Source organism: Nostoc sp. 'Peltigera membranacea cyanobiont' 210A, assembly GCF_002246015.1.
Lineage (GTDB): Bacteria > Cyanobacteriota > Cyanobacteriia > Cyanobacteriales > Nostocaceae > Nostoc.
This window is the reverse complement of the sequence record NZ_NOLJ01000007.1, coordinates 155,394-177,897: the sequence shown is the minus strand read 5'-3', so window position 1 is coordinate 177,897 and position 22,504 is coordinate 155,394. Positions and strand designations below refer to the sequence as shown.

Sequence of the window (22,504 nt, the reverse complement as noted above, 5' to 3'; positions counted from 1 at the left end):
TCTCTCAGCAATGAATGTTAAAGGTTTCCCAAGCAGCAATAGCCGCCTTTTGCACGCGAAAGCTGAAGTCTACTACGTCTTTCATTAATAAGTGCCAGTTTCTCTCGGCTTCATCTTGAATTACCGCCCAAGAGTTTTCTAAGCGATCGCGTTGCATCAGTTTCTTTCCTTCAATATTATTTGCAGTATCTATATATTCTTTAAAAACTGCACCCTGTAATGATTAATCATTAGTCATTGTTAATTTCAAAAAGGACAAATGACTAATGACAAATGACTAACTAATAAGCTTTTGTTGGCAGTTGTTGCTCTAATTTTAGTAATGCTGCAACTCGCATTTCTGTAGCAGGGTGACTGGAGAATAAGTTACCCAGAAACTGTCCAGAGATGGAATTAATAATTAATAACGGCTCATAAGCTGGATTGGCATTTAAAGGTACTTGCTTTGCTGAGGCTTCTAAGCGTTGCAATGCCCTAGCTAAGGCGCGGGGATTACCAGTTAATTTCGCAGAACCTGCATCAGCAGAAAATTCTCGTGTGCGCGAAATAGCTAGCTGAATAATTGTCGCAGCCACAGGTGCAAGCATGACTGTTAATAAAACTCCTATTGGATTTCCACCTCTGTTGTCATCTCGCGAACCACCGCCAAACCATAGGCTGTAACTAACCATTTGGGCTAAGAATGAGATCGCACCAGCCACAGTAGCAGCAACGGCTTGGGTGAGGGTGTCACGATTAATAATATGGGTTAGCTCGTGGGCGATAACACCTTCAAGTTCATCGTCTGGCAATATATTTAAAATACCTTCAGTGACAGCCACAGCAGCGTGTTCGGGATCGCGCCCTGTTGCGAAGGCGTTAGCGCCTTGGCTTGGAACAATATAAACTCTAGGCATAGGAATGTTAGCGCGATCGCTCAATCTCTGCACCATCCGATAAAGTCCTGGTGCTTCCCTTTCACTTACCGGCTGTGCTTGGTATACTGCTAGCGCAATTTTATCTGATTGATACCAGGAAAACAGGTTTGTTGCTGCTGCCAAGCCAATGCCGATAATCAAACCACTAGAACCGCCAATTATCCAGTAACTAATTGCTATCAAAAGACCACTTAGTGCAGCTAGCAAAGCAGCCGTTTTCAATTGATTTGTCATGTTTTTGCTCTCCTGCTAATGCTGTGTAAATTTTTGAGAAAACAGCATTACTTCAGCTACATTTTGATTTTATCCAGCTAAACTTAGATATATGGTACAGAAAACCTATCAGATAAGTACGGTTTTCCTACTTAAGTTTTAGTCATAGAATTAATATTTATAGATACTAAAAACGCATCTATCTATAGGAATAAATTATTTATCTAGGCAGAAATTACAAGTGTGATGCTTAGATTGAGCTATGCCTAACTATTAGTTAAGATCCATTTACTTATAAAGGTTCTGAGTCTATTCCTTGTGCTTGATATATTTGTTGGGAAAATAGCTGAAAATCTAATTCACACGCCTTCAAAGCTTCAGTGGCTTGTGAGTATTTTGGGGCATCAAACAAATCGCGATCGCTAATTTTTGGCAACCAAGAACGCAGTTTCGTTAGTTCCGCTTCATTCTCTTCTAGTTCTGCAAAAGTGAGATTATTTATTTTCCGTTCCTCGCTCAATTCGCTATGGAAATCTCGACATTGCCCCAAAAACTCTTCATATTCTTGGTCTGCTTGCTGTTGAAAACGCTCTATCAACATAGCATTTTGCTCAGGTTCATCAATCCAAATAGTTAACAAATCTGCTTCACCGCTACCTGCTATAATGTTCGCTTTCAATTCTTCCAAATGGCTCTGCAAGTCTTTTCGCTGTGGTAGCAAGCAGACCGACTGCTGTAGATAAAGTGCGCCCAATCCCTTAAGTTTACGCCAAACATACACCCGCTGCGTCGAAGGCTGTGCGGGTACTTTGTAGACTAATAGGTTCCAAGATTCTCTATCCATAGAGGCATTGTAACAAGTGTTGCATTAGATTTAATTTATTGTTAAGTTGATTAATGAAACATCTGTTGCATTTAGAATAATTTATGAATCTGAACTATCAAGTTGGCAGCATTGACTGAAGTCCCATTATGCAAAAGATGGAACCTCTGGGGAATTGTCACTTACCCGCATATCCAGGGGATTTGAAAACTGTTTTACTGAATCATGCTGGTTTGGCTCAACATCCTCAAGGTGAGAAAGTCTATCAGATGGCGAGAGAAATTGCCCGATTGACTACCTTCAGCGATGCAGAAATCACCTATTGGTTCTCAAGAATTATAGAACTGATGTAGTATTTTCAAAAATCTTTGCAGCCAATAAATCTGCTGTAGAAGTGTACATAATAGATGTAGCAGAAACAGGCAATATGCAGGTACAAGATAAATTCGTCCAGAAAATTCCTCGGACTGTTTGGGTTTTGGGGTTTGTCAGTCTGCTGACAGATATTAGTTCCGAGATGATTAATTCTGTATTGCCTTTATTTCTAGTGTCAGTATTAGGGGCGAATATCTGGACTGTCGGCATCATTGAAGGTATTGCAGAAGCAACAGCTTCAATTTTAAAAGTCTTTTCGGGAGTGTTGAGTGATTACTTGGGACATCGTAAAGGATTAGCGGTGTTTGGGTACGGATTATCAACCTTTGTAAAACCTTTATTTGCTGTAGCTACCAGTCCAACTGGGGTGTTAATAGCTCGATTTGGCGATCGCATTGGCAAAGGTATTCGGGTAGCGCCCCGCGATGCTTTGGTTGCCGATTCAACTAACGCAGAGGTACGCGGTGCAGCTTATGGATTGCGTCAATCCCTCGATACTATCGGAGCATTTTTGGGGCCTTTGGCAGCATTTGCCCTGATGACTGCTTCCGAAAACAACTTCCGCCTAGTTTTTTGGTTAGCACTGATCCCTGGATTTTTCGCAGTGGCTTTATTAACAGTGGGAGTGCGCGAACCAACAAGTGAAACTCAAGAAAACCGAAGCAATCCTCTGCAATGGGAAGCTTTACGCAGTTTAGGTCAAGGATACTGGGTACTTGTAGCAGTGGCGCTGCTATTCAATTTAGGCAACTCCAGCAATGCTTTTTTATTGCTGCGAGCTGAACAAACAGGTATTTCAGCTTCACTCATACCGTTGACATTAATGGTGATGAACATCGCCTACTCATTCAGCGCCTACCCAATAGGAATACTTTCCGATCGCATAGGTAAATTTGGGTTATTATTAGGCGGATTTTTCCTATACGCTCTAGTCTATCTAGGCTTTGCTTTCGTGCAGACACCTTGGCAAGTCTGGGGATTGTTTGCCCTTTATGGTCTGCATTTAGGTATGAGTAAAGGATTGCTGTTGGCGCTAGTAGCAAATAGTATACCTGCAAATCTGCGCGGCACTGCTTTTGGATTCTTCAACTTGGCTATAGGATTAGCGCTTTTACCCGCCAGTTTGCTAGCTGGTGGATTGTGGCAAACACTGGGAGCAGAGGCAACATTTATAACTGGAAGCTTGTTTGCGATCGCTGCTGTCTTATTGCTGGTAATTAATAGAAAAAAATATTTACAAATCTAACTAGGACTTACGTAAAATATCTTTCAAACTCTCATTTCTCTGTGTCCTCTGCGCCTCTGCGGTTAGTTATTCTAATAAAATTTTAATTCTCAACAAGCCGCTGCACCCTGGCTGTAACTCTTAATTTACTGAGTCTTCGCACCAGTAACATAGCTTGTTGTTTATATAATGCTACTGGTAGCAGTCCAGGCAAATTATGCATCAACTCTCTAGCTGTGCCAATGTTACATCCCGATATTATACTTATTTCATTTGCACCATCAAAAATCGCATCTTGAGCTAAAACTTTCTCAACCTGCACTTGCCAATTGCGAGGAAACATTTCACCTCGCTCAATCCGCTGGAGGCTATTGCTATTTGCCAGAACAACCAGGCGATCGCCAACAGCAAGTTGTGTATGATCGGCAGGCATTAACTTAACAGGCGATCGCTTCAGGTTTTGGTATAAAATTGGTACAACTCCATAACCATAAGCAACTTCAGCTAATAGTAATCCATTCAGTGTATCTCCAGCTTCAATCGTGTACTCTACTACCAAAATAGTTTGAGTATCGAAATTAAACAAGCTGAGAATATTTTCTCCAAAAGCCGCAGCCGCAAATACTTCTGCTGAAATTGCAGAGGTGCAAATAACTTGAGCATAAGGAAACAAGCGTGCGACGTTATCACGAAAATATTGGTCATAAGTCCGAATAATCACACGAGTGTTAGGACTCTTAGCGTATGCCATCAAAGCTATTTCCAGATTCTCCATGTCATCATCCGTAACGACAACAACACTTTTACTATTAGCAAGATTCACCTTGCCTAGAGCATCAGCAATATTATCAATAATCAGTGGTATTTTGTTGAGAAAATCGGCATTTAGTGCTGTGGTGCTAATACCTACCAAAGGTTGCTTAAATTCTTGTAATAAAGCCGCGACTCGCTGGCCAACTCGATTTAATCCAATCAGAACAACATGGTCTTTTTGGGGGATTGATGGCCGGTAACTATTGAAAAACTTAAACCTTGAACTTAACAAAGCATCAGTTAGTAACGCATATAAAACCCCAACAAAACCTATACCCGTTAAAGTTAGTGCGAGACTAAACAATCGTAACCACCCTGGCATATTTTCCGCTGCCTCTGGTGGCGTTTTAAAATTCACACCGCCAAATATATCTCCGTATCCTCCTAAAAGTAAGATAGCAATAGCATAAAATGCTTCTAATATGTTACTTCCAGGATAATTTAAGATATAGATAATTGTTCCAAAACACCAAAGAAAAAGTACTGTAATTCCACAGATAATTGCCACCCGCAAACTCTGATAACGATATAATTTTCGCGAGAGATATGTTATTTTATATTTGAAATTATTCCAAGCTCTGCCTAATACAATTTCTTGCCATAACTGCTGCCAGTTGTATTTACGCACAGTAGCAAGTTGCTTCAAACTTTTAACTTGCTCTGTGACTTCGATATAAATAATCGTATCATCTGGGTGTAACGTCGCTTCTGGTTCCCACTGATGAAATTCTTTAGGCAAGGGAGATGAATCATTAGCGTGATTTAATACCCGACGATACAAGGTATTCAGTTCGTGTATACGCCATTTATTGCCCCAGTTATCACTCATTTTAATCTGACGCTTTACTACCCGAAATTGGCGTTCCTCCAGTTGGAAATATCCGAGATTATCATCTCCAAGGGCTGCGATAGCAAAGCCAGAAGCAGAAATTTGATTCGGTTCAAAGGCAATAAAATTACCAAGAGTTTGACTTAAAAGTTCATTGAGATTTTGTTTGTCAGAACGTACAACCAAGCGAATTTGAGGATTTAAAAGCCTCGCGGCAAAAGCAGCTTCTATATTTACCCGTTCATTACCAGTAACTAAAAGTACAGTTCGGCACTGAGAAATATTTGCCTGTTCTAAAATACTGGATTGACGGCAATCTCCGATTAATAAATGTTCTAATAAACTGGATAAATTTGATACCTGCAAATTTTTGGGTTGTTCTTGATCGATAGCATTGACAATAGCACCATACTCTTTCAGTACTGCAACACAATGCTGACCCAAACTTCCTAGCCCACAAACTAAAAACCGATCTAGTTTTGTTTGAGAATCTTTAACAGGCTGATAATTAGTTTCTGATGATGGCAGCATATAATACCGCCAATGATACACATGATTTATCTATATCGTAGAATACCAAAGATATTGACCTACAGCAAAAATGGTACTATTAATTAGATAATTAACGGCGATGGAGCTCGCCAAAACCGCCTTTCCAGCGCGATAAACTCTCTTCTGGAAGGCTGATGGCTCCTACTTTCCTTGCTGACTGCGGGAGAGTAGGGCTTGGCTAAATGCATTACCTGACTCTCCTGTAGAAAGTATTTGTCTACAAATCGCACTTCAAGGAGTCATGGTATGAAACACTTTCGTCAGTTTGAACCATTTATTGCCTTACCTCATCTAATCAAGTGGTTGCCTATTTCTTTTGTGGTCGGCATTCTTGCTGGAACAGCTTCGGCGGCGCTTTTAGCATCATTGGAATGGGCAACTGATTGGCGGGAATCACATCGCTGGATTATCGCCTTGCTTCCCCTTGGCGGCTTCTTGAGTGGTTGGATTTATCATCAATTTGGGCGGACTGTAGAAGCCGGAAATAACCTTTTGCTGGAAGAAATTCATAATCCTAAAAATATTATTCCCTTCCGTATGGCTCCTCTAGTTTTACTAGGAACAGACCTTACCCATTTTTTTGGTGGTTCAGCCGGTCGTGAAGGTACAGCATTGCAAATGGGTGCTTCTTTGGCAGACCAGTTAACTAAAATATTACATTTTAAAGGGGCTAATCGGCGAATTTTGTTAACCGCAGGTATCAGCGGGGGATTCGCTTCCGTTTTCGGTACTCCCTTAGCTGGAACCGTATTTGGTCTGGAAGTTTTAGCAATTGGTAAAATTCATTACGACGCTCTTTTTCCTTCTTTAATTGCTGCGATCGTTGGAAATCAAGTAACCTTGCTATTGGGTTTAAATCATACACCATACCGACACGCTCCGTTAATACCAACGCTCACAATTTGGGGGCTGATTTCTGCCATTATCGCAGGTGCAATTTTTGGAATAGTCGCAAGATTCTTTGCTAAAGTAACTCACCAAATTAGCCACTTGTTTAAAGCAAAAATATCTTATCCTCCAATGCGTCCTTTTATCGGCGGTGCAATGATAGCAGTAATTGTTGGGTTGAGTGGTACAACTAAATACATTGGGCTTGGTATCCCTACTATTGTTGATTCTTTTTTCACTCAGCTACCTCCTTGGGATTTTGCAGCCAAATTAGGTTTGACTGCTCTAACTCTAGGAGCAGGTTTTAAGGGCGGGGAAGTAACCCCTTTGTTTTTTATTGGTGCAACTTTAGGTAATGCTTTGTCGTTGCTTTTAGCATTACCTGCACCACTTTTAGCAGGAATGGGATTTGTGGGTGTGTTTGCGGGTGCAGCAAATACACCTTTAGCATCAACTTTAATGGGAATTGAACTATTTGGTCTGGAATCGGGGGTATTTATTGGTATTGGCTGTATAGTGAGCTATTTATTTTCAGGTCATTCAGGAATTTACTCTGCACAGCGTATTGGGTTGAGCAAATACTCTGCTGTATATTTAGAAGAAGGGGTGACTTTGGCTAATTATGGACGAGCAAAAGTTGAGCAAAAAATTGATTTACCTGATGATGGGGAAGAAGAAATAAGTAATTCTGAAAAATAATTTATAGACGCAATTAGAACCACTAAAATAATTTATCTGTTAGAGCTATTAAGCAAATTGTCTTAAGATTTTAAAAAAGCAAGGAATATGATATTTAGTGTCATTACTTTGTTCTGAATAAAATCTTCCTATTTCTAACAATAGTTGATCTTTAAATGTCTGAACTGAAGAAGTCCAGTCACTTGGTGGTTGAATTTGGTTCCAGTAAGACTTAGCTTTTTTAAGTGTTAATAAAGCTAAAATTAACTCATTCTTTTGAGTATCATCTTGAGCATTTTCAAACTGTTCTCTCCATGAATCTCTCAATTTATCTATTGCAGTACAATCTAATCCAGAGCAATGACTAATGCGATTAGATACTTTTGATAAATTGCTTTTTAAATCAGAATCAGTAATGATAGCATCTGCCATAGTCAGATAAATCTCTCTAAGTAGTAGAGAATTACTATTATAAAGTGTAGAAAAAGTATCAAATATTGGTTGTAATTCAGGTATGACAAAATATGCTTCTTTATGTATTAAACCCGTAACCCATATACGATGCTGTTTTGCATTTTCTTCATTTATATTGAGTTTTGTATAAAGATCACAGAAAATTGCTTCTGTATCTGAAAAAATATAACTATATTCTTTTGTTATATTTTGTGTTTGTAGATCAACATCTACAATTGCAAAAAGTTTTTCTAAACTTAAATAAGAGTTATCCTTATTTTCATCATGTAACTTTGAAAGAGTAAAATATGTATCTAATACATCTTTACGATCTCCGCAGTTAAAAAACTCTGGTCGATATTGACTCCATGATTTTGGAACACACGCCTTGTAAAAGTTGGAATCTGGCATCTGTTCCATCTTGCGATATGACTGAGGTGATGGTCTGCCTTCAGTATCCCAAATACCACCTTCGCCTTCGCACAGTACAACGATCTTATTTTTAATTCTACGAGAGCCAATTATTATTTCACAATGTTGTTTTAGTTGTTCCGGCTTAAGACTCATATTTAATTTTTAGCTTCTGGCTTTAAAAGTTTTGGTTCTAGTTCCTTAACGTGAGCAGGTGTAAGAGCTTGACATAACTCATATGAGTGAGTTGCAAGAATATATTGATTACTTGGTGCCCATTGGTTGATATCTGCAATTATTTGATATTGCCAATCTGGATGAAATGCTATTTCAATTTCATCCATGAGTACAATTGCATTTTCTATATTATGGTACTTTATCCATATATAAATGCTCAATCTTTTCAACTCACCATGACTGAGGTCTTCGGGATATAGCTCTAAACCATCTTTATCTAATTTAAAACTGACACCTGATAAATCTGTATCTATATTTATTTTTTTATTAAATATTATTATATTTAAATCATTTATTAGTGCTTTATAGCTATTACCATACTCCCCTTTTTTTATAGCTTCTGCAAAGTCTTTATCTCGAGCAGACTTAAAGGCTTCAATAAGGATATCTACAGCCAGAAAATCATAGGTAAAAAAACCTGATAGTTTAGATTTGGCTAATTTAAGCTGTGAATAGTAGTCAGTTTCGTTATCCTGCTCTTTAAATAAGAGTTTTCTAGATTCTTTAGAATTAAAAAGAAAAACTTGGGTAGAAGGAGCCGCAAGAAATATTTTTTGTGATAACTCTTTCATAAATGTTTCTACTTCGTTCATGTCTATGTTATCGATATGGCAAAGTAAAACTTCCTCTTCATCTTTATTACCATTAGCTGAATAATTACAGATATATAGTAGCTTTTCTAATTGCAAATATTTTAAAACTCTTTGTAAGATACTTTCAAGCTGCTCACGTTCTTCATAATATTTTTCTAGATTTAATTTAGATATATCGAGTCTTGTTTGAACTTCATCTTGAAATCTTTCTATAGATATATTTGCTATTGGTAATCTTAGAGTTCTAAATTCAAATCTTTGAAGTCTTTGCTTTAAGTCTCCCAATACATAACGTCTTTCCTCACTACTCTCAATTTTCCTCACATTATCTAATTTAATAATAGCTCTCTCTAAATCTTGTATTTCCTTTTCATTAGTTGAAATTTTATTTATCACCCTATCTAATTTATTTGATGAAACAGACAATTGTCGATAATTATCATTGTCAATTTCAGTCTTGTCATTTGATATTAATAGCTCCCTCAGATAAGAGTCGTTATAAGATAAAAATTCAAGCTGTATAATTTTATCGTCATTCCAAATATCAATTATGGCTAATACTCTTTTGTTAGAATTGTTATTAATCGTAAATCCATAAAGTATATTTTTCACGAAATCTTTTTTCTCGGAATCACTAGAACAATGCAATAAAATAAAAATTAATTGCAAAAGTGTACTTTTACCACCACCATTTTGACTTCCAAGGGGAAAAATACTGGGGATAAATTCTGGTTCAAAAGTTATATCAACGTTCTTTAAAATGCGAAAATCTGGAACTTGGACTCGTAGTAATTTCATAAAAAGCTCCTATTGCCAACTTGATACTAACTATCTTGGATTATCAAATAGGGTGGGCAGTATCCACCCTAATATTTGAGACTTCCAGATTGAGTTTAACTAAGATAGTCAGACTTAATGCAAAAAATGCCTTAAACCTTAAACTTCTCGGCAATCCGCTTCATCGCCTCTTCCACATTCTCCCGGCTGTTGAACGCCGAAATGCGGAAGTAACCTTCACCCGCAGCACCAAAGCCAGAACCAGGGGTTCCGACAACGTTGACAGTTTGCAGCAGCTTATCAAAGAATTCCCAACTGGATAAACCATTAGGCGTTTTTACCCAAACGTAAGGTGCATTCACACCTCCATAAACTGATAATCCGGCGGCTGTGAGTTTCTCGCGGATAATTTTGGCGTTTTCGAGATAGAAATTCACCAATCCTTTGATTTGTGCTTGTCCTTCTTCAGAATAAACTGCCTCGGCTCCGCGTTGGATGATGTAAGAAACACCGTTGAATTTGGTAGACTGGCGGCGATTCCAGAGTTTCCACAGTTCGACATCGGAACCATCGGCGGCTTTTGCTGTGAGTGTCTTCGGTACCACAGTTAAGGCGCAACGGGTTCCTGTAAAACCTGCGTTTTTAGAGAAAGAACGAAATTCGATCGCAACTTCTCTTGCACCTTCAATTTCATAAATTGAATGAGGAAGCGAAGGATCGGTAATATAAGCTTCGTAGGCTGCATCAAAGAAAATAATCGAGTTATTAGCTTTGGCATAGTCTACCCATGCTTTGAGATATTCTTTGGTAGCAGTTGCGCCAGTGGGGTTATTGGGAAAGCAGAGATAAATTAAATCTACTTTCTTTGAGGGAATCTCGGCGGTGAAGTTGTTATCAGCCGTAATTGGTAGATAAACTAAACCCTCAAATTCGCCTTTATCGTTAGCATCCCCAGTATTTCCAACCATCACGTTAGTGTCTACATACACAGGGTAAACTGGGTCAGTAACGGCAATTATATTGTCATGACCAAAGATTTCCAAAATGTTGCCTGTGTCGCACTTGGAACCGTCGGAGATAAAGATTTCCGATGCATCTATATCGGCTCCGCGTGCTTGGAAATCTTGAGTAGCAATTTTTTCTCGTAACCAAGCGTAGCCTTGTTCTGGGCCGTAACCTTTGAAGGTATTGCGATCGCCCATTTCTTCCACAGCTTTAATCATCGCTGTGCGGCAAGCCTCTGGCAGAGGTTCGGTAACATCGCCAATGCCCAGCCGGATGATTTTAGCATTACTGTTCGCTTCTGCAAAGGCATTCACCCGCCGAGCAATTTCTGGAAACAGATAACCCGCTTTCAGCTTCAGGTAGTTGTCGTTAATAGTTGCCATTATGTAGATTATGAAAAACGCCCTCAAATAGCTTACTGCTAATTTATGAGGGCGATAACTTTGTTGTGGGGAGTGGGGAAGAGGCAGGGGAGCAGGGTGCAGGGGGCAAGGGGGAGAATCAAAGAATTATCTCTTTCTCCTCTGCTCCCTGCTCCCTGCCCCTCTGCCCCATGCCCAATGTCCAATCAGACATTTATCGGCTGTTTATTATCGGTTGAGGTGTAACTGTTGCGATCGCTAACGACAAACTCCGTAATTGATTCTTTACCTGTAATCAATCTTGCTCCACGATTACGGGTGAAATAGCTCCATGCCCACTGAATCATTACTACTAATTTGTTGTTAAATTCAATTAAGAAGTAGATGTGAATAAATAGCCAAAACAGCCATGCAACGAAACCTTTCAGCTTGGTAAAGCCCAAATCTACCACAGCAGAATTGTGCCCAATCATTGCTAAACTACCATGATCGGTATAAGCAAAGGGTGGCAAAGTGTTACCTGCAAGCCGCTTTTGGACTAGTTCTGCTACATATTCACCTTCTTGCTTCGCTACAGGTGCAACACCGGGTAGCGGTTTACCATTTTGATGAGAAAAATTCGCTAAGTCGCCAACTACAAAAATATTGGGATGTCCCTTAATACTCAAGTCAGGTTCTACAATAATCCGTCCAGCGCGATCGCACTCTGCACCTGTGTGTTCTGCTAGCACTTTGCCCATTGCCGAAGCTTTCACACCTGCTGCCCATAATACCGTTTTTGAGGCAATTTCTTTAACTTCATCGCCTTGTTTGAGGGTAACAGTATCGTTTTCAATATTTGTTACCAGTGTTTTTGTCTGGACAACCACACCCAACCGCGTTAAGGATGCTTCTGCTTCTTGTGATAACTCTGGTGCAAAGGGTGGCAAAATCCGATCCAGCCCTTCTAATAGCAAAATCTTGGCTTCTGATGTGTCGATGTTGCGGAAATCTTCTTTGAGAGTTTGGTTTGCTAATTCTGCGATCGCACCAGCTAACTCTACACCTGTTGGGCCACCACCCACAATTACAAAAGTTAACCAAGCACGGCGTTTTTCTGGATCGGTTTCATTTTCTGCGGCTTCAAAGGCTGAAAAAATCCGGCTACGCATTTCTATGGCATCTTCTACTGTTTTCAAGCCTGGGGCGAATTCTTCCCAGTTATCTTTGCCAAAGTAGGAATGCTTGGCTCCTGTGGCGACAATTAACGTATCGTAAGCTATTGCTTCGTCGCCCACAATCACTTTCTGCGCTTCTGGATCGATATTATTCACCTCTCCCAGCAGCACTTTCGTATTCTTGCTCTTGCTGAGTACAGAACGCAACGGTGAGGAGATATCAGCAGGAGATAGCGCACCTGTGGCGACTTGATATAAAAGGGGTTGAAATAGATGAAAGTTACGTTTATCGATTAGAGTAACGTTTACTGCCGCCTTGGCGAGTGTTTTTGCTGCATAAAGTCCACCAAAACCACCGCCAACGATTACTACTTTATGGGGTGGATTATTGTCAAGTGAATTTACCATAAGAAATATTATCGTGTATGCCGACTATTGTAACTATTCTTAACAGATTTGTATCAAAATTGTCATCATATTTTTTGTATTGCTCTTTACATTTGAAAAAGTATTAAAGTAATCAAAACTACAGGATAAACAAAATTTTTTAACACAAAGGTGCAGACAATAAGAGTTTGGAATATTTGAATCCCTCTTTATCTGTGTAAATTTATCAAAGGTAGATGTAGAATTTATGCAAGTTTAGTTAGAACGAGTTGACTCTGGTGTTTGTGTCAAACGTGGTGAATGAGTTCGCCGCCAACGCCTAAAGCCATAGATAAGAGCAACAAAAATTAATAAATAGGGACTGTAAACAATTAACCAAATACCCAGCTTGAGTAAGCCAACAGAAAATGCACTCAAAGAATGGGTAGAGTTATTCCAAGTTTCCTTAACTTGCAAACCCAAGGCAGGTTGGGGACTGGTACTAGAAACTGCTGCTTCTAGGTTCAGCGTAATAGTGGAATATGCAACTTGATTTTGTAAGCTTTTGAGTTGGGCATCAATTTGTTCTATGGTTTGGCGGACATTACTCAGCTCTTGGGCAACACTAAGCACATCTCTCACCGAACCTGCCCGATCCATAATTTTTTGCAAATTGGCTTCAGTTTTCTGTAAGTTGGTTAATCTGGCTTGGAAATCTACGAGGCGATCGCCTACATCTTCGGCAGTGATATTACGACTCTCTACAGTGCCCAATTTAGCTAGTTGTTCTAGGGTAGGTTCTAGCCGATTCTCTGGTATCCGCAATTGAATTGTTGCTGTGTAACGCGGGTTGTCATTTTTGGGTTGTTGTTGTTTCAGCCCGATTAAATCCCCTTGCTGTTGATTGATAATTTGCGAAACAGCATCAATAGTCTTATCTACAGAGTTGACAGTCAAAGAGATTGCTGCCTTTTTGATGAGTTGGGGACGAGAACGGGCTATTGGTGAAGCTTCCGCCTTTTGGGAAAGACTGCTTTCACGAGCAGATAATTGATTTGCCGCGCCATCGGCTGCCATTTGAGGTGCAGACTGATTTGTTGACCGATCCGAAGAGGCGCAACTGGTGAAAATCACCCCTCCTAATAACGCACTGATAAATAAAGCAGATGTGCGCGGCAATTTAGTCGAAGTATACATAATCTATCCTCAGATGGATGAAGTTAACCCAAGTATTACTGAATAAAAACTCAAAGCCTGTATTGTTGCGATTTATGTAACAGGGTTAGTCATTTGTCATTTGTCCCCAATCCCCAATCCCCAAATTGAATGATTGATAGTTCATCTGTGTTACTCAATTTGGGGTACAATCGTAAGCCTGCCAATAAATGACGATGCTTGCTGACAGGAGATGCTTCTATGGCCCGGATGTATTATGACGAAGATGCCAATTTAGACCTTTTGGCTGGAAAAACTATTGCTATCATTGGCTATGGTTCCCAAGGTCATGCCCACGCTCTCAATCTCAAAGATAGTGGTTTGAATGTGATTGTGGGACTATATCCGGGTAGTAAGTCAGTCGCAAAAGCTGAAGCAGCGGGGTTAACTGTGAAAAATGTTGCCGATGCTGCTAATGCTGCTGACTTCATCATGATTTTGTTACCTGATGAAGTTCAAAAAACGATTTACAAAAACGAGATTGAACCCAATCTAGAAGAAGGAAATGTGTTAGCTTTTGCCCACGGCTTCAATATTCACTTTGGGCAAGTTGTACCACCAGATAACGTAGACGTGGTGATGGTTGCACCAAAAGGGCCGGGGCATTTGGTACGGCGGACTTATGAAGGTGGGGAAGGTGTACCAGCGCTGTTTGCAGTTTATCAAGATGCTAGTGGTCAGGCACGCGATCGCGCCATGTCTTATGCTAAAGGTATCGGTGGTACTCGCGCCGGTGTTCTGGAAACGACTTTCCGCGAAGAAACCGAAACCGATTTATTTGGCGAACAAGCGGTATTATGCGGTGGTTTGAGTGCTTTAATCAAAGCTGGATTTGAAACTTTGGTAGAAGCTGGTTATCAACCAGAATTGGCTTATTTTGAATGTCTGCATGAAGTCAAGTTGATTGTTGACTTGGTTGTAGAAGGTGGTTTAGCCAAAATGCGCGACAGCATTTCTAACACCGCTGAATATGGCGATTACACGCGTGGCCCGCGGATTGTGACTGAACAAACCAAAGCTGAAATGCAGAAGATTCTCAGCGAAATTCAATCTGGGCAATTTGCACGAGAATTCGTTCTCGAAAACCAAGCTGGTAAACCAGGATTTACCGCCATGCGTCGTAAAGAAGCTGAACACAAAATTGAAGAAGTTGGTAAAGATTTACGTGCTATGTTTAGCTGGTTGAAAAAGGCTTAAGCAAAAAAATAACATCAGACATCTCCAAAAAAAAAGAATGTAGAGACATAGCAGTGCTACGTCTCTACAAGAGTTCTGGTTACAGCATATTTAATTTCTGGAGATGTCTAAACATCATTTGCTTTGAGTTTTGAGATAATCTGCAATGTACTCTCCGTAAGTATCGCGCAATATTTGTTCCCGAAATTTGAATCCTAATGTTTTCCCTCGACAGGATAGAGATCCGCACAAGCATCCGAAGACAACAATTAATTCATATTCAGTGGTTTCGTAGTCCCAGCTAATTTCTTCATCTGCTTCGATATCGCACAAAGCAACGAAGTCATATCCTCCAAACTGATTGTTCCTTACCCCAGTATTTGGATTACAAGAATGGTTAATAATCCAAGAAGGCTCATCTAGGTGGACATGTAAATTAAAATCCATCTGAAATGTATACATTGTTCGTTCGGGAACTGCTTCAATTTGCATACCTACCACGACGATTTCCCCTTGGGCAAATTTTTTTGTAGCAAATACTCCTCGTCCTTTCGCTGTTTTCTGAATCGTGACATGAGAATTGAGCTTTGCAGCTGAAATCGACTCTATTGTAGTCATAGATAAAGACCCACTATGTTTAAATTTCTTGCAGCTTCCAAGTTTCAAACTTGGCTTAGTTAGATTTCACTTTCGAGGTAACAGTCCGTTAACCGCTCTGTACCTCAACTTTTCCTTCCGGCTCAATCTTTTGAGGGCTTTGACTTAGAAGCAGAGCAACTAACACAAGAATCGCGCCAATTAAACCGCGTATTCCCAGATGTTCTCCAAGTAGCCAAAACGAGAAAATTGTCGCGAACAATGGCTCAAGTGTAAAAAGTAAAGCAGCTTCGTCAGCTGAAACCCATTGCTGTGCCAATGTTTGAAGCCAGATGACAGCAGCCGTCGCCACCAGCCCTAAGTAGAAAATCACTCCCCAGTGCTGGTGAATTACCTCAAATTGGTTAATAATTTGCGTGTTGTTCCAGAGTACCCCTACCGTTGCAATGAACAAAAGTTGAACACTGGTGAGTGTTAAAGTGGGGTGACGGGAGGCGACTCGCTCTAGGAAAATTATGTACACTGCATAGACAAAAGCATCAACGAACATCAACAAATCGCCAATTCCTAGTTCTCCGCCTTCCCAAAACATCACACCAATACCGATGACAGCTACTCCAGCAGCTAGGAAAGTTTTCAACGGTACGCGCTGACCACTCAGCCATCCCAGCAGAGGTACGATGAGTGTGTTCAAACTGGCAATGAATACTGCCCGGTTTGCTGGTATAGTTTTGAGTGCAATTGTTTCTATAGCTAAGTAAAATAAAAGCAAAAGTCCTAGTACTGTACCATCACGAAATAAAAGTGCGTTAATATTACGTAAATTTAGGGTAAAAACTGCTGCGGCAATGACAAATCGTGTAGCAATCAATGCACTTGGTGGAAGGCTACTAACGATGTCTTTAGTCAATGGAAAAGTTGTAGCACCGATTATATTGACAAGGATAAGCAGAATTATTCCTTTGAAACGCAAGGTATTGTCAATTTGCATCAAACTAATTGATTGAATAATGTTTCTTTACATCCATAAAGAATCCGATCGCATAAATAATTTTGCTTTTGTTCCATCCCGTTACTACCTTCAGAATCGAGGCTTTTTAGTTGGCTAAGTACTACTAGTCCAATTTTCATAATTTCATATCTTTTTCCACATTGCAATTAAAAGGTAAAGGAAGTTTGCATTAATCTAATCTAAACTGTATCATTTGTTGTGTTATATTCAGTATTTGTAATTATCAAAAATCCGCGACCAATAAAAATTCTATCATTAAGTGGTTAGCGATAAGATAATTGCAAACGTAAGGAAGTACCTCGTTTGCAGGGTTCGATAAAATCATTGTTTGTCACTTTAGGAGGCATCCCCAAGAAAAAACTTAATTGATTGCCTAATTTGCCCAAACCTGATATTGCCGTAATTGCTCAACTCCAGATATCTGCATGAGAACCTTGAGAGCGATTGGCATCACAAAATTTCTGTGATGATTAATAGTCTCTGCTAATTAGTTGTAGTTGAAGCAGGTAAAATAACCCTCACTGCAAGCTAGGAGGGGACTATGATGTACCTTGTATGATTAGGAAAAGCTATGATATCATGATTTTTTTAGTTGAATTATGTTTTTTCGATGTCATTACTAATAGATGACTGAATAGTTATATTCTTGATAAAACTCACAGGGAACATAACTCCTGGCTTCTTAGTAGGAGGATTTAGTGTGTTGAATATTCTGTCCCAGAACCCCTGAATGCCATAGTTTCCATTAAAGCAAGTGTGATGAAGATCGTGGAAATCTGATGGAATGAAAAATATTGACAAAGAACTATGACCTTCTAAATTGTAAGCATTGCCGATAACGCTCCATGCACACAATTGAGTGATGTCATATCCAAATATAAAAATCGGTAATACATCAGCGATCGCAACAATAACATATTCGACCAAACTCTTGTGTCCAGCAACAAAACTTGATGAGTCACGAAACTCATGATGTTTAAGATGGATTTTCTGCAATAATCTTGTGTGCAAGAGGCGATGAGCAACATAAAAACAGAAATCAGCAGCAACTATTCTCATCAAGAACCATCCAAAGTTTAAGAGTAAGCTATTTCCTCTATGAACCTCTGGAGCTAAATATAGAATGATTAATGCTGATAGAAAAGCTTTAATTTCTCCTGTAATAATGCCTTGGACAGTAAAAGAAGGAAATGGTTGATTTTTAACTGTCTTGACTCTTGCAGTCAGCTTATCCCTTAAAACATCGTTGCTTTTAATTCCTTTTTCAATGAGGATGCCAATACTATAAAATGAGATAGAACCAACGAGCCAGTACAATAGCACCTGCGTTATCAAGTCGATCTCAATATTGTTTAACAGCAAATAAAATACTTGCTGAACAATCGTACAACTAATAGCGATCTTGAGATAAAATTCGATCTCAGAACAGAAATTCAAAAGCTTTTGCATCTCTGTAACCTTATAGTATGTAACCGAGGCATATTCTGTTAATCTTTAATATCTTGAACAATCCGAAAACCAGCGTGCTGATAAAAATTGGGACGGAACCAGTTGCGGTAATATTTTAAAGCTTCTGTACCATTAGTTATCCAACATCCTCCTAACATCATTTGATGTTTATCATCAAAGAATATCGCAGAATTATCTTCATAAAGAAAATGAGGTTGATATCCTGTAAGAGGGTTTAAGTTATTACTCAACCATTCCCAAACATTACCCCGCAAATCATACAATCCAGAAGAAGTTTTGGCTGTTTCTAACATCCCAACAGGACTAGGGGAGCCAAATTTTAAATTGAGATTATAATTTTCTACATTATCTAATAAACTATTACCATAAGTTGCTAAATGGTATTCTGGTTCACTCATTAAGCGAGTATCTTTTCCTTGCCAACGACAATAAGCCATTGCTTCATAGTGATTGACTTCTACAGGCCAATCTAGGGGTAAATCGATTTCATCAAACATAGCTCGATATTTGTAGCTACCATTTTCATGTAACCAAAATTTGGGACATTGAATATTGTATCGAGTTTTCCAATTCCAAGATTCTTCATCCCAATATTCTTGATTTTCGTAACCACCAGCCTTGACAAAATAGATAAAATCGGCATTGGTAATCAGATATTTACTGGCAAAAAAGGGTGCAACTTCAACAGTGCGATCGCCATAATCAATATCCCATCCATAAGTCGAATCATCATCGGCTTTACCAAGTTTTACTACTCCACCAGAAACTTCTATCATTTCATTCTCAGGAGTGTAACCATTAAAAGGAGCATATTGCCAATTTTGAGGACGTTTCACTCTCTCAATTGGTAATTGGCGAATTAACATCGAAGAAGTTTCAATGTGAATACGTTGGTGTTCAATTCCCATCATTAAAGCCCAAAGAGGATGATTGGGATGAATTGGCAGAGTAATTGGGGTTGTCTTAATTAGTTCGGAAATTACGGAATATGCTTGTTCTCGATACTGCCAAGTTTGTGAAACTTGCGGCCATTGCAGATGAGCGATCGCTGCATTCAACTCTTCTGGTTTTTCTGGATCTACTCCAATTTCAAATAAAATTTCATACTCTGGATTGAGGCGTTTTTCTAATAACCCCACCTGAATTAATTTATTGATGTAGAAAATTGCCGAATGTCCCAGGTAAAAAATTAGAGGATTTCTCAAAGGGTCAGGATTGAGATAAAATGTTTCTTCCCCAACTAGACTTTTCAATAACATATCTTCCAGTTGCCAAGCATTCTCAAAGTAATCGAGGATAACTTGGTTATTACAACTATCAAGTTTTGGAGGTTGAGCAGATTGCAGACTATTCATGGTGTAACTAAGTTGTTGTTAAAGAACAATAGACCTCTTGCAAAAGTCCCTAACACCCCACCCCCAACCCCTCCCCGCTCTTCGGGAGGGGAGACAAAGCTACGCTTTGGCGGGGTGGGGTTCTTTCTTATTTTTGATTTATGCAAGAGGTCTAATGAAAAAATTAATTATCTAGAAATCCGATTTGATTTCTGAATTGACTTGCATCGGTAGGGAACACGGAATAAAAAAATCGATGTGTACTGAGTTTTGTGAAAAATCAAATATGAGTCCTATAGAATGTGTTAAACACAATAGGATTGAATGAGGGATCAAATAAGATTCTTAAATATGACAGATTTAATATTTAATAGCAATACTTATTGTTAAATAATTAGTTTTTCAAATAGGACTAGAACTGTATCGACTTAGTGTAGTAACACAACATATTTGACTAACTTAATATTTGTTGAATAATTAATCTATCAGTTAACAAGTAATTCAGCGAGAATAAACATAACTATACGATTAAAGTAAAGACTCTTTAAACTCTTACCAATGAAAAATTACAACCCTCTTTAGACAGTTTTATTTGTCTTGACTTATTTAGAGCTAAGTTAAAAATAATTGTAAGAATTCAGGAGTCAGAACTCAGGATTCAGAATAGTTAAAGAATCAGCACAGCATTTGATGAATAAATATTTTAATTGTTTACATCGTCCTACTTAGGTGGCTAAAGTAATGACTACAACTTTGCAAGATACATCTCCAATAATCATTGCACACCGAGGCGCTAGCGGCTATCGTCCAGAACATACTTTAGCTGCTTATGAATTAGCGATCGCACTTGGGGCTGATTATATTGAACCTGATTTAGTTTCCACCAAAGATGGTATTTTGATTGCTCGTCACGAAAATGAGATTTCTGAAACCACCGACGTTGCAAGCCATGCAGAATTTGCTCATCTTCAAACCACCAAAATAATTGATGGCGAATCAAAAACTGGCTGGTTTACTGAAGACTTTACCCTAACAGAACTGAAAACACTACGAGCCAAAGAGCGAATTCCCCAAGTGCGATCGCAAAATACCCCCTATGATGGACTCTTAGAAATTCCCACGCTGCAAGAAATAATCGATTTAGTCAAGGTTAAAAGTGGCGAAATTAATCGGCCAATCGGCATTTACCCAGAAACTAAGCACCCAACTTACTTTCAATCTATTGGGTTAGCCCTAGAAGCACCCCTACTTGCAACTTTAACAGCCAACGGTTATCAGGGAGCTAACGCACCTATTTTTATTCAGTCTTTTGAAGTAGGTAATTTACAAGATTTATCCACAAAGACTGATTTACCTCTGGTGCAATTACTGAATAACAGTGGTAAACCTTATGATTTTGTCGTTAGTGGTTGCGTAGGCGTTGGCGTAGCCTCTCCAAGAGTTGCCCGCCGTAGGCATCGCACTTATGCAGATTTAGTTACTGCATCAGCTTTAGAAGAAATTGCCAAATATGCACAGGCGATTGGAATTCATAAAAATTTACTGGTTCCGAGAGACAACAATGGTAAATTGCGATCGCCTACATCTTTAGTGATAGATGCTCATGCGGCTGGTTTACTAGTTCATGTCTGGACTTTCCGTAATGAAGACTGTTTTTTGCCACTGGATTTTCAAGGAAATCCCCAAGGTGAATATGAATTATTTTTCGACTTAGGTGTTGATGGCGTATTTAGCGATTACCCAGATACGGCAGCTTGCCACCCTACTCTTCAGTGGTAATTTGGTAGGGTAATACAAAATCACAGAAAAGTAACATGGTTTTACTTAAGTGGAAATCCTGTATAGCAGCAATTACCTTCACCGCAATCAGTCTTGCTGTATCTAAATCAGCATTGGCGGTATCTTTATACTCAGTCACTGACTTAGGCAATCTTGTAGGAGAAGCCTACAGTTACGCTACAGATATTAATGACTCAGGTGAGGTAGCCATTAATACTTTGGGTAGGTCTTTTTTTTACAGCAATGGTTCGCTCAAAACAATTAGTCCGTTGCCTGGTGATAATCAACTTGCAGTGACTGGTATCAATAACTTGGGGCAAGTAGTTGGTAATTCGGGTAATAGTAATAACTTTACTGGAAATAACCCTTTCCTGTACAGCAATGGCCTCACCCAACCTCTCCCAATTCAAGATGCTATTCCTTATGCAATTAACGATCGCACCCAAGTAGTAGGGGGAGCGAACGGACTTGGGCCTTTTTTGTACGGTGATGGTGTAGCAACCAGCATAGGAACTCCTGGTACTGTTGCTTACGGTTTAAATAACTTGGGACAAGCAGTAGGTATTCTCAATTCAGGAAGAGCTTTTCTGTATGAAAACGGACAAACTACTAACTTGGGAACTTTGCCAGGTGACACCTACAGTCAAGCAAACGATGTTAATGACTCAGGACAAGTAGTTGGTAGTTCGGGACTCACTGGCGTAAATGATAGTCGTGCTTTTGTGTACAGTTCTAGCACGGGACTCCAAGACCTTGGTAGGTTACGTCCTACAGATTTGTTTAGTACTGGTTTGGGGATCAATAATTTGGGTCAAGTAGTCGGGTTTTCTGGCACTAACAATAACTTTTTTGCCGCAGATGGCAATAGTTTACGGGCTTTTCTTTATAGTGATAAGACTCTGTACGACTTAAATAACCTGATTGCTCCTAGTTCAGAGGGTGGCTTTAGCTTGACAGCGGCATCTGCCATTAATAATAATGGACAAATTGTCGGTCGTGGTGCAGTTAATGGTGAATTACACGCCTTCCTCTTGACACCAATCTCGTCTGTCTCTGTAGCTGAATCAACTTCAGGTGTTCCTATTTTGTCGTTCGGCGCTGGTGTAATTTTATTTGCAGCACTTAAGCGCAAACCTCACTCTAAAAGTGTAGCCATACAACAAAGAAGTTAATGCAATAACTTCAGGCAGACAAAATGATTACTTGGGAATATGAATTTATAAAAATGCTCGTTGAAAATCTTTGAG

20 protein-coding genes and 1 riboswitch are annotated in these 22,504 nt (G+C 39.3%); of the genes, 6 read left to right on the top strand and 14 right to left on the bottom strand.

What is annotated here, in order from left to right; all coding sequences use genetic code 11:
- Positions 1 to 4 precede the first annotated feature (4 nt).
- The 3 genes from CDG76_RS37575 to CDG76_RS22875 form a co-directional block, all read right to left on the bottom strand.
- Positions 5 to 157: a hypothetical protein gene (locus CDG76_RS37575; protein ID WP_190240949.1), complete on the bottom strand. Its 153-nt coding sequence runs from the start codon at positions 155 to 157 to the stop codon at positions 5 to 7.
- A gap of 124 nt (positions 158 to 281) precedes the next feature.
- Positions 282 to 1,151 (bottom strand): zinc metalloprotease HtpX, encoded by an 870-nt coding sequence (locus tag CDG76_RS22880; protein ID WP_094351218.1) that lies wholly within the window; start codon positions 1,149 to 1,151, stop codon positions 282 to 284.
- A gap of 271 nt (positions 1,152 to 1,422) precedes the next feature.
- Positions 1,423 to 1,974: a Chromate resistance protein ChrB gene (locus CDG76_RS22875; protein WP_094351217.1), complete on the bottom strand. Its 552-nt coding sequence runs from the start codon at positions 1,972 to 1,974 to the stop codon at positions 1,423 to 1,425.
- A 128-nt stretch (positions 1,975 to 2,102) separates the two neighbouring features.
- Between CDG76_RS22875 and CDG76_RS22870 the strand changes: the two genes are divergently transcribed.
- Positions 2,103 to 2,306 (top strand): hypothetical protein, encoded by a 204-nt coding sequence (locus CDG76_RS22870; protein ID WP_223265339.1) that lies wholly within the window; start codon positions 2,103 to 2,105, stop codon positions 2,304 to 2,306.
- Between the two features lie 74 nt (positions 2,307 to 2,380).
- The gene (locus CDG76_RS22865; RefSeq protein WP_094351492.1) at positions 2,381 to 3,574 is read left to right on the top strand and encodes an MFS transporter; all 1,194 of its coding nucleotides are present in this window, start codon (positions 2,381 to 2,383) and stop codon (positions 3,572 to 3,574) included.
- A gap of 82 nt (positions 3,575 to 3,656) precedes the next feature.
- On the opposite strand, the gene CDG76_RS22860 is transcribed toward CDG76_RS22865, so the two are convergent.
- Positions 3,657 to 5,726, bottom strand: coding sequence for a potassium channel family protein (locus tag CDG76_RS22860; protein ID WP_190240948.1), 2,070 nt, complete (start codon positions 5,724 to 5,726; stop codon positions 3,657 to 3,659).
- A gap of 87 nt (positions 5,727 to 5,813) precedes the next feature.
- Positions 5,814 to 5,898: riboswitch (Fluoride riboswitch) on the top strand.
- 95 nt (positions 5,899 to 5,993) lie between these two features.
- On the opposite strand from CDG76_RS22860, the gene CDG76_RS22855 reads away from it, so the two are divergent.
- Positions 5,994 to 7,334, top strand: coding sequence for a voltage-gated chloride channel family protein (locus tag CDG76_RS22855; protein WP_094351216.1), 1,341 nt, complete (start codon positions 5,994 to 5,996; stop codon positions 7,332 to 7,334).
- A gap of 48 nt (positions 7,335 to 7,382) precedes the next feature.
- Here the strand turns inward: CDG76_RS22855 and CDG76_RS22850 are convergent, their stop codons facing one another.
- From CDG76_RS22850 to CDG76_RS22830, 5 genes are all read right to left on the bottom strand, one after another.
- Positions 7,383 to 8,333 carry a hypothetical protein gene (locus tag CDG76_RS22850; RefSeq protein ID WP_094351215.1) on the bottom strand — a complete coding sequence of 317 codons (951 nt, stop codon included), beginning with the start codon at positions 8,331 to 8,333 and terminating at the stop codon, positions 7,383 to 7,385.
- A 2-nt stretch (positions 8,334 to 8,335) separates the two neighbouring features.
- The gene (locus CDG76_RS22845; protein WP_094351214.1) at positions 8,336 to 9,805 is read right to left on the bottom strand and encodes an AAA family ATPase; all 1,470 of its coding nucleotides are present in this window, start codon (positions 9,803 to 9,805) and stop codon (positions 8,336 to 8,338) included.
- Between the two features lie 131 nt (positions 9,806 to 9,936).
- A complete protein-coding gene (locus tag CDG76_RS22840; RefSeq protein WP_094351213.1) occupies positions 9,937 to 11,172 on the bottom strand; it encodes an LL-diaminopimelate aminotransferase in 1,236 nt (411 codons plus the stop codon).
- A gap of 185 nt (positions 11,173 to 11,357) precedes the next feature.
- Entirely contained in the window at positions 11,358 to 12,716 is a 1,359-nt protein-coding gene (locus CDG76_RS22835) for an NAD(P)/FAD-dependent oxidoreductase (protein ID WP_094351212.1), read from the bottom strand.
- Positions 12,717 to 12,950: 234 nt separating this feature from the next.
- Positions 12,951 to 13,871 carry a DUF4349 domain-containing protein gene (locus tag CDG76_RS22830; protein WP_094351211.1) on the bottom strand — a complete coding sequence of 307 codons (921 nt, stop codon included), beginning with the start codon at positions 13,869 to 13,871 and terminating at the stop codon, positions 12,951 to 12,953.
- A gap of 219 nt (positions 13,872 to 14,090) precedes the next feature.
- Here CDG76_RS22830 and ilvC point away from each other — a divergent pair, with 219 nt between their 5' ends.
- Positions 14,091 to 15,086 (top strand): ketol-acid reductoisomerase, encoded by a 996-nt coding sequence (gene ilvC / locus CDG76_RS22825; RefSeq protein ID WP_094351210.1) that lies wholly within the window; start codon positions 14,091 to 14,093, stop codon positions 15,084 to 15,086.
- 114 nt (positions 15,087 to 15,200) lie between these two features.
- Here the strand turns inward: ilvC and CDG76_RS22820 are convergent, their stop codons facing one another.
- From CDG76_RS22820 to ovoA, 5 genes are all read right to left on the bottom strand, one after another.
- A complete protein-coding gene (locus tag CDG76_RS22820) occupies positions 15,201 to 15,683 on the bottom strand; it encodes an SET domain-containing protein (protein ID WP_094351209.1) in 483 nt (160 codons plus the stop codon).
- An 88-nt stretch (positions 15,684 to 15,771) separates the two neighbouring features.
- A complete protein-coding gene (locus CDG76_RS22815) occupies positions 15,772 to 16,653 on the bottom strand; it encodes a DMT family transporter (RefSeq protein ID WP_094351208.1) in 882 nt (293 codons plus the stop codon).
- Positions 16,653 to 16,793 carry a hypothetical protein gene (locus tag CDG76_RS37570; protein ID WP_190240947.1) on the bottom strand — a complete coding sequence of 47 codons (141 nt, stop codon included), beginning with the start codon at positions 16,791 to 16,793 and terminating at the stop codon, positions 16,653 to 16,655. The genes CDG76_RS22815 and CDG76_RS37570 overlap by 1 nt, the downstream gene beginning before the upstream one ends.
- A 478-nt stretch (positions 16,794 to 17,271) precedes the next feature.
- On the bottom strand, positions 17,272 to 18,123 hold the full coding sequence (locus CDG76_RS22810) for a sterol desaturase family protein (RefSeq protein WP_094351207.1): 852 nt from the start codon (positions 18,121 to 18,123) through the stop codon (positions 17,272 to 17,274).
- Between the two features lie 38 nt (positions 18,124 to 18,161).
- A complete protein-coding gene (ovoA, locus tag CDG76_RS22805) occupies positions 18,162 to 19,499 on the bottom strand; it encodes a 5-histidylcysteine sulfoxide synthase (protein WP_094351206.1) in 1,338 nt (445 codons plus the stop codon).
- Positions 19,500 to 20,219: 720 nt separating this feature from the next.
- On the opposite strand from ovoA, the gene CDG76_RS22800 reads away from it, so the two are divergent.
- Both CDG76_RS22800 and CDG76_RS22795 read left to right on the top strand, forming a co-directional pair.
- The gene (locus CDG76_RS22800) at positions 20,220 to 21,257 is read left to right on the top strand and encodes a glycerophosphodiester phosphodiesterase (RefSeq protein WP_094351205.1); all 1,038 of its coding nucleotides are present in this window, start codon (positions 20,220 to 20,222) and stop codon (positions 21,255 to 21,257) included.
- Between the two features lie 35 nt (positions 21,258 to 21,292).
- Positions 21,293 to 22,429, top strand: coding sequence for a DUF3466 family protein (locus CDG76_RS22795; RefSeq protein ID WP_094351204.1), 1,137 nt, complete (start codon positions 21,293 to 21,295; stop codon positions 22,427 to 22,429).
- Positions 22,430 to 22,504 lie beyond the last annotated feature (75 nt).

Bases quoted from the DNA above. Each gene is read 5' to 3' on its own strand.
- CDG76_RS22880 (WP_094351218.1), bottom strand. From the start codon at position 1,151: ATGACAAATCAATTGAAAACGGCTGCTTTGCTAGCTGCACTAAGTGGT.
- CDG76_RS22815 (WP_094351208.1), bottom strand. From the start codon at position 16,653: ATGCAAATTGACAATACCTTGCGTTTCAAAGGAATAATTCTGCTTATC.
- CDG76_RS22870 (WP_223265339.1), top strand. From the start codon at position 2,103: ATGCAAAAGATGGAACCTCTGGGGAATTGTCACTTACCCGCATATCCA.
- ovoA (WP_094351206.1), bottom strand. From the start codon at position 19,499: ATGAATAGTCTGCAATCTGCTCAACCTCCAAAACTTGATAGTTGTAAT.
- CDG76_RS22840 (WP_094351213.1), bottom strand. From the start codon at position 11,172: ATGGCAACTATTAACGACAACTACCTGAAGCTGAAAGCGGGTTATCTG.
- CDG76_RS22835 (WP_094351212.1), bottom strand. From the start codon at position 12,716: ATGGTAAATTCACTTGACAATAATCCACCCCATAAAGTAGTAATCGTT.
- CDG76_RS22795 (WP_094351204.1), top strand. From the start codon at position 21,293: ATGGTTTTACTTAAGTGGAAATCCTGTATAGCAGCAATTACCTTCACC.
- CDG76_RS37575 (WP_190240949.1), bottom strand. From the start codon at position 157: ATGCAACGCGATCGCTTAGAAAACTCTTGGGCGGTAATTCAAGATGAA.
- CDG76_RS22850 (WP_094351215.1), bottom strand. From the start codon at position 8,333: ATGAGTCTTAAGCCGGAACAACTAAAACAACATTGTGAAATAATAATT.
- CDG76_RS22830 (WP_094351211.1), bottom strand. From the start codon at position 13,871: ATGTATACTTCGACTAAATTGCCGCGCACATCTGCTTTATTTATCAGT.
- CDG76_RS22875 (WP_094351217.1), bottom strand. From the start codon at position 1,974: ATGGATAGAGAATCTTGGAACCTATTAGTCTACAAAGTACCCGCACAG.
- CDG76_RS22845 (WP_094351214.1), bottom strand. From the start codon at position 9,805: ATGAAATTACTACGAGTCCAAGTTCCAGATTTTCGCATTTTAAAGAAC.
- CDG76_RS37570 (WP_190240947.1), bottom strand. From the start codon at position 16,793: ATGAAAATTGGACTAGTAGTACTTAGCCAACTAAAAAGCCTCGATTCT.
- CDG76_RS22810 (WP_094351207.1), bottom strand. From the start codon at position 18,123: ATGCAAAAGCTTTTGAATTTCTGTTCTGAGATCGAATTTTATCTCAAG.
- CDG76_RS22865 (WP_094351492.1), top strand. From the start codon at position 2,381: ATGCAGGTACAAGATAAATTCGTCCAGAAAATTCCTCGGACTGTTTGG.
- ilvC (WP_094351210.1), top strand. From the start codon at position 14,091: ATGGCCCGGATGTATTATGACGAAGATGCCAATTTAGACCTTTTGGCT.
- CDG76_RS22820 (WP_094351209.1), bottom strand. From the start codon at position 15,683: ATGACTACAATAGAGTCGATTTCAGCTGCAAAGCTCAATTCTCATGTC.
- CDG76_RS22855 (WP_094351216.1), top strand. From the start codon at position 5,994: ATGAAACACTTTCGTCAGTTTGAACCATTTATTGCCTTACCTCATCTA.
- CDG76_RS22860 (WP_190240948.1), bottom strand. From the start codon at position 5,726: ATGCTGCCATCATCAGAAACTAATTATCAGCCTGTTAAAGATTCTCAA.
- CDG76_RS22800 (WP_094351205.1), top strand. From the start codon at position 20,220: ATGACTACAACTTTGCAAGATACATCTCCAATAATCATTGCACACCGA.